Origin of the sequence: Tardiphaga sp. 37S4, assembly GCF_021044645.1 — a bacterium.
Lineage (GTDB): Bacteria > Pseudomonadota > Alphaproteobacteria > Rhizobiales > Xanthobacteraceae > Tardiphaga > Tardiphaga robiniae.
In genome coordinates, this window is record NZ_CP088008.1 from 4676068 (window position 1) to 4689604 (window position 13537).

The window sequence follows — 13537 nt, forward strand, 5'->3', positions numbered from 1 at the left end:
GGATCAGTCCTGAGCAGCCTTGGCCGATGACAGGCCGAGCAGGCCCGCCAGCGAGCGATGATGCTTGGTATCGATTGTCGTGTAAGTGCTCATGCCGGCCTTCAGTCGCTTCACGAAGGGATCTGCATAATCGAGATAGATCCGCACCGGCACGCGCTGCACCACCTTGACGAAGTTGCCGGTGGCGTTTTGCGGCGGCAGGATCGCGAATTGCGCGCCGGTGCCAGGGCTCAGCGAACCGACGGTGCCCTTGAAGGCGTGGTTCGGGAACGCATCGACGTCGATCTCCACAGTCTGTCCGACGGCGATGTAAGTGAAATCAGATTCCTTCAGATTGGCATCGACCCATGGCCTGTTGTCGTCGATCACCGTGAGGATCGGCGTGCCGGCCATCGCGAAGCGGCCGAGCTGGATGTTATCGACCTGCGTCGCGACGCCGGAGATCGGCGCCTTCAGCACGGTGTGGTCGAGATTGCGCTGCGCCTGATCGAGCGCCGACTGCGCCTGCGCGTAGGGCGGGAACTGAGCCAACGGCAGGTCGGGATTGCCGAGCAACTGGTTCATCGAGGTCGCGAGCTGCTGCCTCAGGAGTTCGAGCTGCGCCTTCGCGGTCACCGCCGCAGTCGCCGCATTGTCGAGATCGAGCTGCGAGCCGAAGTTGCTCTTGACCAGAGTCGACTTGCGTTCGACGTCGCGCTGTTTGAAGTCGACACCCTGCTGCGCCAGATCCTGCATCTGGCCGTAGATCTTCACGTTGCTGACGAGGTTGTCATAGGTGGTTTTCGCCTGCGCCAGCTTTGCCCTGGCATCGTCGAGCGCCAGCCGGAACGGGACCGGATCGATCTCGAACAACACGTCGCCTTCTTTGACATGCTGGCCTTCGCGCACCACGACCTTGTCGACCTTGCCGGAGATATCCGGCGTGATCAGCACCTTCTGCGCACCGACATAGGCATCGTCAGTGCCGACATAGCGACCACCCGACAGATAGAAGGCGACGCCGCCAACAAGAACGATGGCAGGCAGTACGACCAGCAGCAACGTTCGCCGATAGCGCTTCAGGAAACCTTTCGCGCCCTGACGCTGCGTGGTCGCGGCGCCATCGGATCCGCCCTCAGGCGCATCCTTGTCGGGAAATTTCAGCACGGGCTCAGCCATAGACTTGTTCCTTGGTCTTTGTGGCTGCGGGGTTCAGCGCAGCGCGGATATTGTCTTTGATGGTTTCGAGATGCGCGACCAGCTGGTGCATGTCGGCCTCGCTCACGCCGTCGAACGCGACCTTCATCAGGTTGCCGCGCAGCACCGCCAGCTTTGCCGTCAGCGGGCGCGCGGCCTCGGTGAGATAGAGGCGCTTGATGCGGCGGTCGGTATCGTCATTGCGGCGTTCGATCAGGCCGCTGTCGCAGAGCTTGTCGATCAGCCGCGTCAGGCTGATCGGCGCCATTTCCATGGCGTCGGCGAGATCGGTCTGTTTTTGCCCCTCATTGCGCTCGACCTTGGCGAGCACCGCCCATTGGGCGCGGGTCATGCCGAACTGGCGCGCTTCCTTGTCGGCCAGCAGCCGCAACATGCGCTGGGTCTCGAACAAAGCGGACAGGAAATCGGTGCCGGTGTCAGGCTGGCAGGACATGGTGGCGCTCCGTAAACTTAGCTTATTATAAGCAAGCTTATGAATAGCGCATCGGTGGACGATACGACGCAGCCCCGCGACTAGCGCATGGCTAGATCTCCGAACCTCCCACAAATGGGCGACACAGCAAAAAGCCCGGCACGAGGCCGGGCTTGAGGTCGTCAGGAGGATCGAAAGGATCAGTATTTGGCGACGACCGCGGGGCTGAAGGCGTAATTGATGCCGGCGCGGAAGACGTGGTCGTGGAAGCCGACCGAGGTCTGGTTGGCTGTCCCCCCGAAATAGGTCGCCGAACCCAGATCGAGATAGAGATATTCGAGCTTGGCCGACCAGTTGGTGCCGAACTTCTTTTCCAGACCGGCGCCCAGGGTCCAGCCGACACGGGTCTGCGATTCCGACAGCAGCGTGCCGGGAATCGTCACGGCCGCGCTGGCCGGTGTCGTGCCAGCAGAGCCTGGCCCGAAGATCTGACCCGTTACTGTCGTCTGGGTGGAATATTTGACCTCACCGACAACCAGACCGCCAGTACCGTAAAGCAGCAGGTCCGGTGTCGCCAGCAGGCCGACCCGGCCGCGGAATGTGGCGAACCACGGGAAGCTCCATGAGCTGTTTGCCGAGGTCAGTGCGAGCAGATTGAAGTCACCGCCGGGCAAGGTGCTCCGCAGCGAACTCACTGGAGAGTTCGCGCTGCCACGTTCACCAGTCCCCTGGATATCGGCTTCGAGACCGACGACCCATGTGCGGTCGAGCTGCCAGTTGTAGCCGATCTGGCCGCCGCCCAGGCCGCCATTGACGTCCTGCTTGACCGGCGACGCAAAGGCGGTGCCCGGCAGGAAAGTGGCGTCGCCCTTGCCCCAGCTATAGCCGCCGTTGAGGCCGACATAAAATCCGGTCCAGTTGATGCCGGGGTCCACCAGAACCGGCGCCTTGGCGTACATGCGGGGCGACAGATCCGCAGCGCCCGCGGTCGACGAAAACGCCATGATGGCGAGGCCTGCAGCGGCCAATACGGTACGTTTCACCATCAGTCTCCTCAGCAACAGATCAACGAAGGCAGGCCCAAGGCCCTGCTTCGATGATGTGTAGTTGAATGAGACATCAGCGACTTGGAACGGACGCGACGCGGCAGGACTGGGCGAGACTGGCACCGCAATTCGTTCTGCTTGTTGCGTTCAGGCCACATGGCGCATCGCGAACTATCAAAAGAGAAACCGCCCAAAGACGCAGCAAAGCGATGAATATGAACGCGATCCGTACTGGCACGACCAAGATATAGTTCAATGCTTGCAGGACTGATCCTCGTGACTTCAAGGCCCGGTCCCGAAACGCCCGATTCATTAATCGCGGCTGCTTCCGAAAATCTGCCGACACCGCAGCTCCAATTCGGGCGCCTGACATTCAACGTCGAATCCCCTTTTCCGACGGACACCCCGTTTTCAACCGATACTGCATTGCACAGGCTGCCCGGCGCGATTGTTTTTATCGGCACGGGATTTCCGGCGAACGATCGCATGCCGGATGCTGCGACTGCGTCACCGCCCGACGATGTTGTGTTTGCAGTCGTTCTGAAAGGTCGGGCTCGCGCATCACAGCATGGCCGCGAAGAGATCATCGAGCAGAACCATGCGGTCTTGATGACAACCAGGGACGCCGGTTGGCATACGTCATCTTGTGAGACGCAGCATCTGATCGTTCAGATCGACCGTGCTGCGCTGTCGATCAAGGTGCCCAATCTTGGCGCCTGGCTCATGCGACCTGTCCTCCTGGAGGCTCAGACGTTGCGGCTATTGATGGCGCATTGTCAGGAAGCAATCGACCTCGACGGGTCCGCCCCCACCCATCTTCAACACCATGTCGTGGCCGATCTGTGTAGCCTGATCGCACTTCTGACAATCGGTTGCGAGAACCGCTCCGAGACATCTCCACCTTGCAGCACCCGCATGCTGCGCTTGCAGGCGATCAAGGCAGCCATCGAAGCAGGCCTCGGAAATCACGACCTCTCGGCCGAAACGCTGGCGGCGGCTCAGAAAATCTCGCCTGATTATGTCCGCAAGCTGTTTCGCGAACACGACCTCAGCCTGTCGGAATATTTGCTCGAACGGCGTCTGGCCCTTGCTCATGCATTGCTACTCGACCCATTGCGGGCCGATGAGCGGATCGGGAAGATCGCGGACGAGGCCGGCTTCAACGATTTGTCGTATTTCAACCGGACATTCCGGCGCCGATATGCCACCTCGCCATCGGATCTGCGCCGGGAGCGCAAAAGCTCCACCTGATCGGCCCGGTATCGCCCATTCAACCTTTGCAATCGCCCGACTGTCCCCCCATTTGCAGGGAACGCTCGTCGTTTGGCAGCGCAGGATTTGGTGTAAGACTGGGCCCCAACGCCAAAAAGACGGGCACAATCACACCCAACGGGTTAAGCTACCTCCATATGGCAGTTCCGAAACCAACTTTCCCGGCTCCTGGCCACGATCACGACCGCTGTACAGCGGACGCGATGCATCATGCCGAGCATGTCTGTGCAGCCCGATCGCAAAAGCTGACCCCGATCCGCCGGCAGGTGCTTGAAGCGCTGCTCGCGAGCCATCGGCCGCTTGGGGCCTACGAGATCATCGATGAGTTGGCCAAGACCACTTCGCGTCCGGCACCCATCACCGTGTATCGCGCACTTGATTTCCTGATGGAGAACGGCCTCGTTCACCGCATCGAGAGCCGCAACGCCTTCCTGGCCTGCGCGCACGACCACGGCACGGCCTCGATGGTCGCGTTTCTGATCTGTGACCAGTGCGGGTCGGTCGGCGAAGTGCCGGCCACGAAAGTCGCGCAGAGCCTGAATGATGCCGCACGGACGACTGGCTTCGTCCCAAAACTGTCTGTTGTCGAAATCACCGGAACCTGCGCGCACTGTCAGGCGTGACGATCCCATAACAACACGGCGACAAGCCGGGCCCGAGGCTTCATGTCTGCAGAAACCATCATCAGCCCACCCGGCGGACGCGCACTCACCGCCGGCGCCATCGCCCTCGTGCTGATGCTGTGCCTGACCTGGGGCTTCAACCAGATCGCCATCAAGCTGGTGCTGCACGATATCCCGCCTTACACGCAGGCGATGCTGCGCTCGGCCGGCGCACTGCTGGTCATCCTGGCCATTGCGCGCATGCGCGGCGTCAAGCTGTTCGAACGCGACGGCACGCTGAAGGCCGGCCTGTTCGCCGGCGTGCTGTTCGGCATCGAATTCGTGCTGATCTTTCACGGCCTGCAATTCACGACGGCCTCGCGCGCCGCGGTTTTCCTCTACACGATGCCGTTCTTCGTCGCTTTCGGTGCCTATCAGTTCCTGGGTGAACGCCTGCGCCCGGTGCAATGGGCCGGGCTCGCGGTGAGCTTCGCCGGCGTCGCCGTGGCCATCGGCGTCCCGCAGCCTGACGTCACCACCGATGTCCTGATCGGGGATCTGATGATCGTCGGCGGTGCGGGGCTGTGGGCCGCGACCACGCTGGTGGTCAAGATGACGCCACTCCTCTACGCACCGCCCGAGAAGGCACTGGGATACCAGGTCGGGCTGTCTGTCCCGATTTTGGGCCTGGCGGCGCTGCTGGCGGGCGAGACCGTGACCCGGGTTCCCGGTCCGCTGGCGCTGTCACTGCTCTCGTTTCAGGCCTTCTGGGTGGTCGGCTTCACGTTTTTGCTCTGGTTCGGGCTGATCAAGACCTATTCCGCCAGCAAATTGTCGGCTTTTACCTTCATTACCCCTTTGTTTGGCGTCGCGGCAGGCTATCTCATCATGGGCGACCACCTGACCCCCGCCTTCGGCCTCGCTGCGTTATTGGTCGTTGCCGGGCTGGTCCTCGTTAACCGACCGGTCAGGGCCTAGGCCACTAACGCATTGCTGGATGTCATCTAAATCTGATATTCGAGACCCCATGAACAAGATTGAAATTCCGTCTGATATCGCCGGTCCGGCGCCCCGGCACCTCACCACACAGGTCATGGTTGGCAACGTCGCTGTCGGCGGCGGTGCACCGATCGTCGTGCAGTCGATGACCAACACCGACACGGCCGACATCCAGGGCACCATCGACCAGGTCGCAGCGCTGTCGCGCGCGGGCTCGGAAATGGTCCGCATCACCGTGGACCGCGACGAAGCAGCCGCCGCCGTTCCGCATATCCGCGAAGCGCTCGACAAGCAGGGCATCACCACGCCGCTGGTTGGCGACTTCCATTACATCGGCCACAAGCTGCTCGCCGAATATCCGGCCTGCGCCGCGGCACTCGACAAATACCGCATCAATCCCGGCAATGTCGGCTTCAAGAGCAAGCGTGACAGCCAGTTCGCCGACATCATCGAGATCGCCAACAAGAACAACAAGGCCGTCCGCATCGGCGCGAACTGGGGTTCGCTCGATCAGGAACTGCTCACCAAGCTGATGGACGAGAACGCGCTGTCCGCGAACCCGAAGGACGTCCGCGCGGTGACGCGTGAAGCGATGGTGCAGTCGGCACTGCTCTCGGCGGCGCGCGCCGAAGAACTCGGTATGCCGAAGAACAAGATGATCCTGTCCGCCAAGGTCTCGGCGGTGCAGGACCTCATCGCGGTGTATCAGACGCTCGCCTCGCGCTCAGACTATGCGATCCATCTCGGTCTCACCGAGGCCGGCATGGGCTCGAAGGGCATCGTCGCCTCCTCGGCCGCGCTCGGCATCCTGCTGCAGCAGGGCATCGGCGACACCATCCGCATTTCGCTCACCCCCGAGCCCGGCGGCGATCGCACGGTGGAAGTTCAGGTCGCGCAGGAGCTGCTGCAGACCATGGGCTTCCGCACCTTCGTGCCGCTGGTTGCGGCATGCCCCGGTTGCGGCCGCACCACCTCGACCACGTTCCAGGAACTGGCCCGTTCGATCCAGGATTTCATCCGCGACTCGATGCCAGGCTGGAAGACGCAGTATCCCGGCGTCGAGAACCTCAACGTCGCGGTCATGGGCTGCATCGTGAATGGCCCCGGCGAATCCAAGCATGCCAATATCGGCATCTCACTGCCCGGCACAGGCGAAAGCCCGGCCGCTCCGGTGTTCGTCGATGGCGAGAAATTCCGCACCCTGCGCGGCCCAAGCATTGCGGCCGACTTCAAGGCGCTGGTGATCGACTATATCGATCAGCGCTACGGCGCCAACGCCAAGGCGCCGGAAGTCGTCACCGCGGCCGAGTAATTCAAGCAGCTGCTCCAAAATCAGCCGGCGACCGGATCATCCGTCGCCGGCTTTTTTATTGACCACCTCGATTGCCCTCGGAGTAATATTCAATCTATAGTTTTATTTTATTGAGTCCGCATTCATTGGCAGAATGGCATGATTGTCGATCGCCAACGCTTATCTTCAAAAAACCTCGCCAGGCTCGCGGTCCTCGTATCCGTGTTTCTTCTGACGTGGATGCCCGTCTGCAACGCTCAGATGTTTGGCCTGCCCGGCCGCTTCACGCGACCTGACATCGCGCCATCACAGCAGACGCCGCCGGCAGCGCCCCCTCAGGTGCCGAAGCGGACCGGCAACGCTGCAGCTCACTGGGGACCACTCTTCAAAGCCCAGGTGGAGCGATGCTGGAAAAAGCCCGGTGGCGGCGGCAAGGAGCCGATCGAGGCGATCTTCGTGATCAAGCTGAATCGCGATGGCATGATCGATGAGGCGCGCCCGATATCGATCACCTCGACCACGCCCTATAGCAAGGCGTATCAGCTGAGTTGCATGCGTGCGCTCGAGAGCTGCCAGCCCTACAGGCTTCCCGATGCCTCTTACGACGAGTGGCGCTTCTTCGAGCCGGTCTTCACCGAGCGCATCCGCTGAGCGACACTACAGCGGAATTCGCCGGAACTCGCGGTTGCTCAGCCCCGCTTCTTCCAGATCCAGATCGCGCTCGATGCGGCGGCGGCTCTCGTCGGTAATCTTGCCGTCGCGCAGTTGCGCGTGGATGAATTTGCGCTCCGCCTTGATGAGTTCGCGCACCAGATCGATACCCACCGCGGAGACGTCGACGTCGGGATCGAGTTCGCCCGGCAACTGATTCGAGCGGCTTTCATGGCGCGCGCGCAGCAGCTTCACGACCTCGTCGGACAGTTCGCGATCGTCGGTCATGGCATCGAGCCGCGCCAGGGCTGTGGCCAGCGCCTCGCGGCGTGTCGCGAGCTCGGCCTCGTGCTCGGCGATATATTCCTCGCGGCCGATTTTGGTCACGCCGAGCCACTTCACCACGATGGGCAGGCACAGGCCGAAGCCAACCAGCGTGATGAGAATGATGTTGAAGGAGACGAACAGGATCAGGTCGCGCGACGGAAAGCCTTCGTTCGAGACCAGCGTGAACGGCAGCGCCAGCGCTGCGGCGAGCGATACGGCACCGCGCACGCCGGTGAAGGCGACGACGAAGGTCCATTGCCAGTTCGGCGCGGGATCGCGCTTGCGCAGGTCAGCGCTCAGCCAGCGCGGTACATAGATCGCCGCATAGACCCAGACGAAACGCGCCACGATGATCACGGCGGTGACGAGCACCGTGGCCCACATGATCTCGGCAAACGGAAACGCTTTCGATTTCTCGATCAGCGCCCGCATCTGGAAGCCGGTCAAAAGGAAAAGCAGACCCTCGACCAGATAGATCACCAAATCCCAGAAGAAGATGCCCTGCAGGCGCGTCGCCGCCGAGATCAGCAGCGGGCCGTTCCAGGAGATGTAGAGACCGCAGGCCACGGTGGCGATGATGCCGGAGCCACCGAAATGTTCGGGAATGAGATAGGCGACATAGGGTGTCAGCAGCGACAGCGTAATCTCGACCTGCGGATCGCGCGCGCGGTGACGCATGCGCAGGCTGATCCAGCCGATGGCGAGGCCGAAGACCAATTCGCAGGCGAGGATGGCGACGAAGGTGCCGGCCGCCTTCGGCAGCGAGAACGCCCCGGTGGTGATCGCCACCACCGCAAAGCGATACAGGATCAGCGTCGTCGCATCATTGGCGAGACCCTCGCCTTCCAGCACCACCAGAATGCGGCGCGGCAGGCCGATTTTGCGCGCAATCGCCAGCGGCGCCACCACGTCCGGCGGCGCGACGATGGCGCCGAGCAGGAAGCCGACCGACCACGGCAGCCCGATCAGAAAATGCGTCGCGGTGGCGACGAGGCACGCCGTGAAGATCACGCAGCCGACGGCCAGGAGCGTGATGATCCGCAGATTGGCGCGGAATTCGCGCCAGCTCATGGCGACGGAAGCCGAATAGATCAGGGGCGGCAGCACGCCGAGCAGCACCACATCCGGCGGCAATTGGATCGAGGGCATGCCCGGCACGAAGGCCAGTGCAATGCCGGCCAGTAGCAGCAGGATGGCCGGGGCAATGCTGATGCGCTTGGCCAGCCACGCGGTGCATGCGAGGGCGGCGATCAGGACCAGGAAAATCTGAAATTTGGCTTCCACGCGGGCGGCATCCTTTGCGTGCCTAATTTGCCCGGATGAGAAGTGAGGTCAATGTGATCGTCATTGCGAGGAGCCCTTGCGACGAAGCAATCCAGTCTTACTTCGCTTGTGGCCTTCTGGATTGCCGCGTCGCTTCGCTCCTCGCAATGACGGCGGAGAGGTCGAAGCTCAGATCGCGCTTGCCGCGATGTTGACCATCAGCGCCACCAGCGCGGTGTTGAAAATGAAGGAGACGATGCCGTGGGCCGTGGCGGTGCGGCGGATGGATTTCACGGTGATGCCGACGTCGGAGACCTGCGCGGTCATGCCGATGACGAAAGAGAAATACACGAAGTCCCAATAATCGGGCTGTTCCTTCGTGTCGTCATCGCCAGACGGAAATGCCAGCCCGCCGGGTTTGGCTCCGCGATAGAACTGATGGGCATAATGCAGCGAGAAAGTCGTGTGCACGGCGGCCCAGGACGAGGCGATGGTGACGATCGCCAGCGTCAACTCCCAGCCCGTGCGATGGCCCTCGCCAAGTTCGAAGACGATGGCCGCGATACTGGCAAAGGCGCCCAGGGCCGCCACCAGCAGGATGATGAAACTGCCATCGTCCTGCAGGGCGGCGTTGCGGCGGATGTGTTTCTGGCCGCCACTGCGCAACATCATGCCGTAGACCAGCATGAGATAGAACGCGATGAACACGTCCCAGCCGATCAGCAGGCGCGTCACCAGCCGCAGCGACGACGGCAGGACGAAGAACGCGACGATGCCGATCAGAAGCGCCAGAAACGTGCGCGGTCGCCCATAGACGACGCGGAGCGGCGCCGGCATCTTGCGAAAACGGACAAGGAGCTCATCGAGATCCTTGTCCGTCTCCGACATGATCAGGGCTTCCTTAGTTCTTGCGCTCGGCCACGAAGCGGGCAGCAGCGCGCAGCACGTCGCCCTTGGCGCCGAAGATCGACAGCGATGCGTCGGCGGTGGCGATCAGATCGGCGACACGCTTCTTGGCGCCTTCGACGCCAAGCTGGGTGACGAACGTCGTCTTGTTGAGCGCGGCATCGGCGCCCGCGGGCTTGCCGAGCGCCGCGGCGTCGCCTTCGACGTCGAGCAAATCATCGGCGATCTGGAACGCTTCGCCGAGCGCGCGGCCGTAATCGTCGAGCGCCTTGTATTCCTTCTGCGTGGCCTGGCCGAGCAGCGCGCCGGCGATGACGCCGTAACGCAGCAGCGCACCGGTCTTCATCTGCTGAACACGCGCAACGTCCACCGGCCCCTTGTCGCCGAAACGGCCTTCGCCGGCGAGATCGAGCATCTGGCCACCGACCATGCCGCCCAAACCAGCACAGCGGGCGAGGGCTCGGGTCAGCAGCAGGCGCACCGTCGCATCCGAATGGATCTCGTCGCGGGTGACGATGTCGAAGGCCAGCGTCAGCAACGCGTCACCGGCGAGGATCGCGGTGGCATCGTCGGTGGCCCTGTGCAGGGTCGGACGGCCGCGGCGCAGGTCGCTGTTGTCCATGGCCGGCAGGTCGTCATGGATCAGCGAGTAGCAGTGGATGCATTCGAGAGCGGCGCCAACCAGCAGCGCCTGCTCGCGATGCACGCCGAATACCGCTGCGCTCTCGACCACAAGGAACGGTCGCAGCCGCTTGCCGCCGCCGAGCGAGGAGTAGCGCATCGCATCCATCAGCCGCTTCGGCCGGGCGATTTCATCGGGTAGCACGCCATCGGCGAGCACTTTGGTCAGTACGGCTTCGGTATCGTCCGCGGTCTGGTCCAGGCGCGAGGCAAAATCTTTGGTGGAAGCACCGGTCGACATTAAGAATAGCTCCAGAACAATTTGGCCGGACAATCCTCTATGGCAAAGGCCACGTCAATTGCGCCTGCGGCGTCCCGCCGCGATTGGTCGCGGCAAGCTTAACCGGCTTGAAAAGAGCGGGGAAAGCCCGCTTTATCAGCGGCATAGCTCCGACCGGGAACGCTCCTCTTGCGCCTCATCCGCCGCCTCATCCTGATCGGGATCCTGCTTGTCGCACTGCCCTATCTGCTGACGCCGCTTTATGCCGTCGGCCGGCCGATCTCGGCGCTGATGGCATGGCGCTGGATCACCGGTTCCCCCGTGCAGCGGACCTGGGTCGATCTCAAGGCCATGTCGCCGGCGCTGCCGCGCAGCGTGGTCGCGTCCGAAGACGGTAAATTCTGCAGCCATCGCGGCATCGACTGGGATTCCCTGCAAAACGCCATCGAGGACGCCCAGGACGGCGAAGTCTCCGGCGGCGGCTCCACCATCACTCAGCAGGTGGCGAAAAACCTGTTCCTGTGGTCGGGCCGCAGCGTGATCCGCAAGGGCCTCGAAATCCCGCTGGCCATGTGGGTCGATCTGATGCTGTCCAAGCAGCGGATCCTGGAAATCTACCTGAATATCGCCGAAATGGGCCCATCCGGGCAGTTTGGCGCCCAGGCCGGCGCCGAATATGCCTTCAATCGGCCGGCCTCGAGCCTGTCGGCCCGGGAAGCCGCGCTCCTGGCCGCGATCCTGCCCAATCCGGTCACCCGCAGTGCCCGGACGCCGGGGCCGGGGGTGCGGCGGCTGGCGGGAACCTATATGGCGCGGGCGCAGGCGGCGGAGCTGCAGAGGTGCTGGAACTAGGCTGTCATTCCGGGGCGGGCGCAGCGTCAGCTGCGAACGAGCCCGGAATCCCGATATGTTCAAAACACTTCGAGGTTCCGGGCCCATGCCCGTCGGCTTTGCCGCCGGTCCTGTCCCGGAACGACGAGTTCGGGGCCCCATTTGCCGTAAAATTCCCGCGGCCCCGCCCTAGCCATCGCGTCGTCATTCCGTTATAAGCCCGGCCTTATCAGCGATTTTGCCCGCGCGTTCTGTGCTGGCCGCCTGTCACCGGGCGCCGATCGAAACCATCTGCCAAGAACCTGCAAGGACTTTTCCTATGGCCGTTCCGAGAAGAAAAACATCGCCGTCGCGGCGTGGCATGCGTCGTTCGGCTGACGCACTCAAGACCCCGACCTATGTCGAGGACAAGGACTCCGGCGAACTGCGCCGTCCGCACCACCTCGACCTGAAGACCGGCATGTATAAGGGTCGTCAGGTTCTGAAGGTGAAGAAAGAATCCTGACCACTGGATGGAGGGCAGCGCCACATCAGGTGGCGCCGCCTTCGCTCGTCCACGTAAGGTCCGGGTCAGGCGGGTCGAAGCGCCAGCGGGCAAGCCGAGAAAGCTGTTCAGACTATAATTCTGAACTGGTCTTCCGCCCGAATTCGCTCCAACTCTGGAGCTAATGCGTTGTCCCGGTGATGCGCGCGCGTCACCTCGGTGATGTCGTCACCTTGGTGATGTCCTGCATCGCCCACATGCGTTCTGGTTCTCTCGCTCGCAAAGAAGGCCTTCGATGGCGTCGATCGGTTTCCCGCTGCTGCTGATTCCAGTGGCGATCTGCAACATCATCGCCTTCCTGATGCCCGACCTCGCGCTGTCGGGGCCGATCCCCCTCTTCCCGATCACGCTGATGTCGAAAGACATCTGGATGGTGACGCTCAACGACCTGCTCGTTGCGCTCAGCATTCTCTTGCTGTGGCTCGAAGTGATGCGCGCCGCGCGCCCGGCGCCGAAATATTTCACCGATCATTTCCTGTCGCTGCTGGTGTTCGGCGCTGCCGCCGCCGAATTCGTGATGCTGCCGAAATTCGGCAACGCCACGTTCTTCCTGATCACCCTGACGGCGATGGTGGATTTCCTCGCCGGCATCTCGCTCCGCGCCCGCCGTCCGCGCCGCGTCGCCGCGCCGGTCTATGCACCGGAGCCGGCACCGCATTATGAGCCCGCGCCAGCGCCGGTCGCTCCGACGCATCCGCCCGCCCCCGTTCCCGCCGCAACGTCGGTCGCCGAAGCGGTGTTGACCGATCGTCCGGAGCCAAAGGTCGAACGGATCGAACCGAAGATTGAATCGACCCCGACCCCGGTCCCGCCGGAAGTCGTCGCGCATACGTCGCCGCAGATTACATCGCCGGATTTGCAGCCGGGTGGCGTCGCGTCGCCGGAAGACAAGCCGAAGACGTAAGCGGAGAGTACCGAGTCAGGCCATACGCTGCGTGCGGTTGATCGCCGATCCCGCAACATACATATTTGCCGCCGTCCGGTAAGCCGCCTCGACATCGGCCACATCCGCGCGGCGCAGCACCCGCGTTTGTGGCGCCTGCTCGGCGGTCGCGATCAGATGTGCGATGAAGGATGCATCGGGCCGCGCCACGCGCGACGACACCGGGTTGGTATGCTGCAGCGGCTCAAGCCGCGTCAGCGCGACGGCCTCCACGATGACCGACTCTTTTTCGACCACGAAATCGCCGGCGCGCCGCATCGGCTGCGGCGTCGTGGCGTAAGCGCGGGTCGCGGAAATCGACATCGTTAACAGTGCTCGCGTCTCAATACGGGACGAGGGTTGCCCCTCCCCC

General features: G+C 62.8%; 15 protein-coding genes. 8 read left to right on the top strand and 7 right to left on the bottom strand.

Going from position 1 to position 13537, the window contains the following annotated elements; genetic code table 11:
* Window positions 1–3: 3 nt before the first annotated feature.
* From LPB73_RS22245 to LPB73_RS22255, 3 genes are all read right to left on the bottom strand, one after another.
* Window positions 4–1158, bottom strand: coding sequence for an HlyD family secretion protein (locus LPB73_RS22245; RefSeq protein WP_175368626.1), 1155 nt, complete (start codon window positions 1156–1158; stop codon window positions 4–6).
* Entirely contained in the window at window positions 1151–1630 is a 480-nt protein-coding gene (locus LPB73_RS22250) for a MarR family winged helix-turn-helix transcriptional regulator (RefSeq protein ID WP_231078214.1), read from the bottom strand. The genes LPB73_RS22245 and LPB73_RS22250 overlap by 8 nt, the downstream gene beginning before the upstream one ends.
* Before the next feature lie 179 nt (window positions 1631–1809).
* A complete protein-coding gene (locus tag LPB73_RS22255; RefSeq protein WP_231078216.1) occupies window positions 1810–2652 on the bottom strand; it encodes an outer membrane protein in 843 nt (280 codons plus the stop codon).
* Window positions 2653–2910: 258 nt separating this feature from the next.
* Between LPB73_RS22255 and LPB73_RS22260 the strand changes: the two genes are divergently transcribed.
* The 5 genes from LPB73_RS22260 to LPB73_RS22280 all read left to right on the top strand — a co-directional run bounded on the left by LPB73_RS22260 (window position 2911) and on the right by LPB73_RS22280 (window position 7470).
* Window positions 2911–3906 (top strand): helix-turn-helix transcriptional regulator, encoded by a 996-nt coding sequence (locus tag LPB73_RS22260; RefSeq protein ID WP_231078217.1) that lies wholly within the window; start codon window positions 2911–2913, stop codon window positions 3904–3906.
* Between the two features lie 158 nt (window positions 3907–4064).
* A complete protein-coding gene (locus LPB73_RS22265; RefSeq protein WP_092139844.1) occupies window positions 4065–4550 on the top strand; it encodes a Fur family transcriptional regulator in 486 nt (161 codons plus the stop codon).
* A 42-nt stretch (window positions 4551–4592) separates the two neighbouring features.
* Complete coding sequence (locus tag LPB73_RS22270; protein WP_231078219.1) at window positions 4593–5507, top strand: DMT family transporter; 915 nt, start codon at window positions 4593–4595, stop codon at window positions 5505–5507.
* A 49-nt stretch (window positions 5508–5556) separates the two neighbouring features.
* Window positions 5557–6840 (top strand): flavodoxin-dependent (E)-4-hydroxy-3-methylbut-2-enyl-diphosphate synthase, encoded by a 1284-nt coding sequence (gene ispG, locus LPB73_RS22275; protein ID WP_089262692.1) that lies wholly within the window; start codon window positions 5557–5559, stop codon window positions 6838–6840.
* Window positions 6841–7080: 240 nt separating this feature from the next.
* On the top strand, window positions 7081–7470 hold the full coding sequence (locus tag LPB73_RS22280) for a hypothetical protein (protein WP_231078222.1): 390 nt from the start codon (window positions 7081–7083) through the stop codon (window positions 7468–7470).
* A 6-nt stretch (window positions 7471–7476) separates the two neighbouring features.
* Here the strand turns inward: LPB73_RS22280 and LPB73_RS22285 are convergent, their stop codons facing one another.
* From LPB73_RS22285 to LPB73_RS22295, 3 genes are all read right to left on the bottom strand, one after another.
* A complete protein-coding gene (locus LPB73_RS22285; RefSeq protein ID WP_231078223.1) occupies window positions 7477–9081 on the bottom strand; it encodes a Na+/H+ antiporter in 1605 nt (534 codons plus the stop codon).
* 168 nt (window positions 9082–9249) lie between these two features.
* Window positions 9250–9948 (bottom strand): DUF1345 domain-containing protein, encoded by a 699-nt coding sequence (locus tag LPB73_RS22290; RefSeq protein WP_231078224.1) that lies wholly within the window; start codon window positions 9946–9948, stop codon window positions 9250–9252.
* Between the two features lie 13 nt (window positions 9949–9961).
* Window positions 9962–10888, bottom strand: a complete 927-nt coding sequence (locus LPB73_RS22295) for a polyprenyl synthetase family protein (protein WP_231078225.1) — start codon at window positions 10886–10888, stop codon at window positions 9962–9964.
* A 168-nt stretch (window positions 10889–11056) separates the two neighbouring features.
* Between LPB73_RS22295 and mtgA the strand changes: the two genes are divergently transcribed.
* From mtgA to LPB73_RS22310, 3 genes are all read left to right on the top strand, one after another.
* Complete coding sequence (gene mtgA, locus LPB73_RS22300; protein ID WP_231078226.1) at window positions 11057–11719, top strand: monofunctional biosynthetic peptidoglycan transglycosylase; 663 nt, start codon at window positions 11057–11059, stop codon at window positions 11717–11719.
* Between the two features lie 298 nt (window positions 11720–12017).
* Entirely contained in the window at window positions 12018–12203 is a 186-nt protein-coding gene (gene rpmF, locus LPB73_RS22305) for a 50S ribosomal protein L32 (RefSeq protein ID WP_068732923.1), read from the top strand.
* A 274-nt stretch (window positions 12204–12477) separates the two neighbouring features.
* Complete coding sequence (locus LPB73_RS22310; RefSeq protein ID WP_231078227.1) at window positions 12478–13146, top strand: hypothetical protein; 669 nt, start codon at window positions 12478–12480, stop codon at window positions 13144–13146.
* Between the two features lie 15 nt (window positions 13147–13161).
* On the opposite strand, the gene LPB73_RS22315 is transcribed toward LPB73_RS22310, so the two are convergent.
* On the bottom strand, window positions 13162–13488 hold the full coding sequence (locus LPB73_RS22315; protein ID WP_231078228.1) for a hypothetical protein: 327 nt from the start codon (window positions 13486–13488) through the stop codon (window positions 13162–13164).
* Between the last annotated feature and the right edge of the window lie 49 nt (window positions 13489–13537).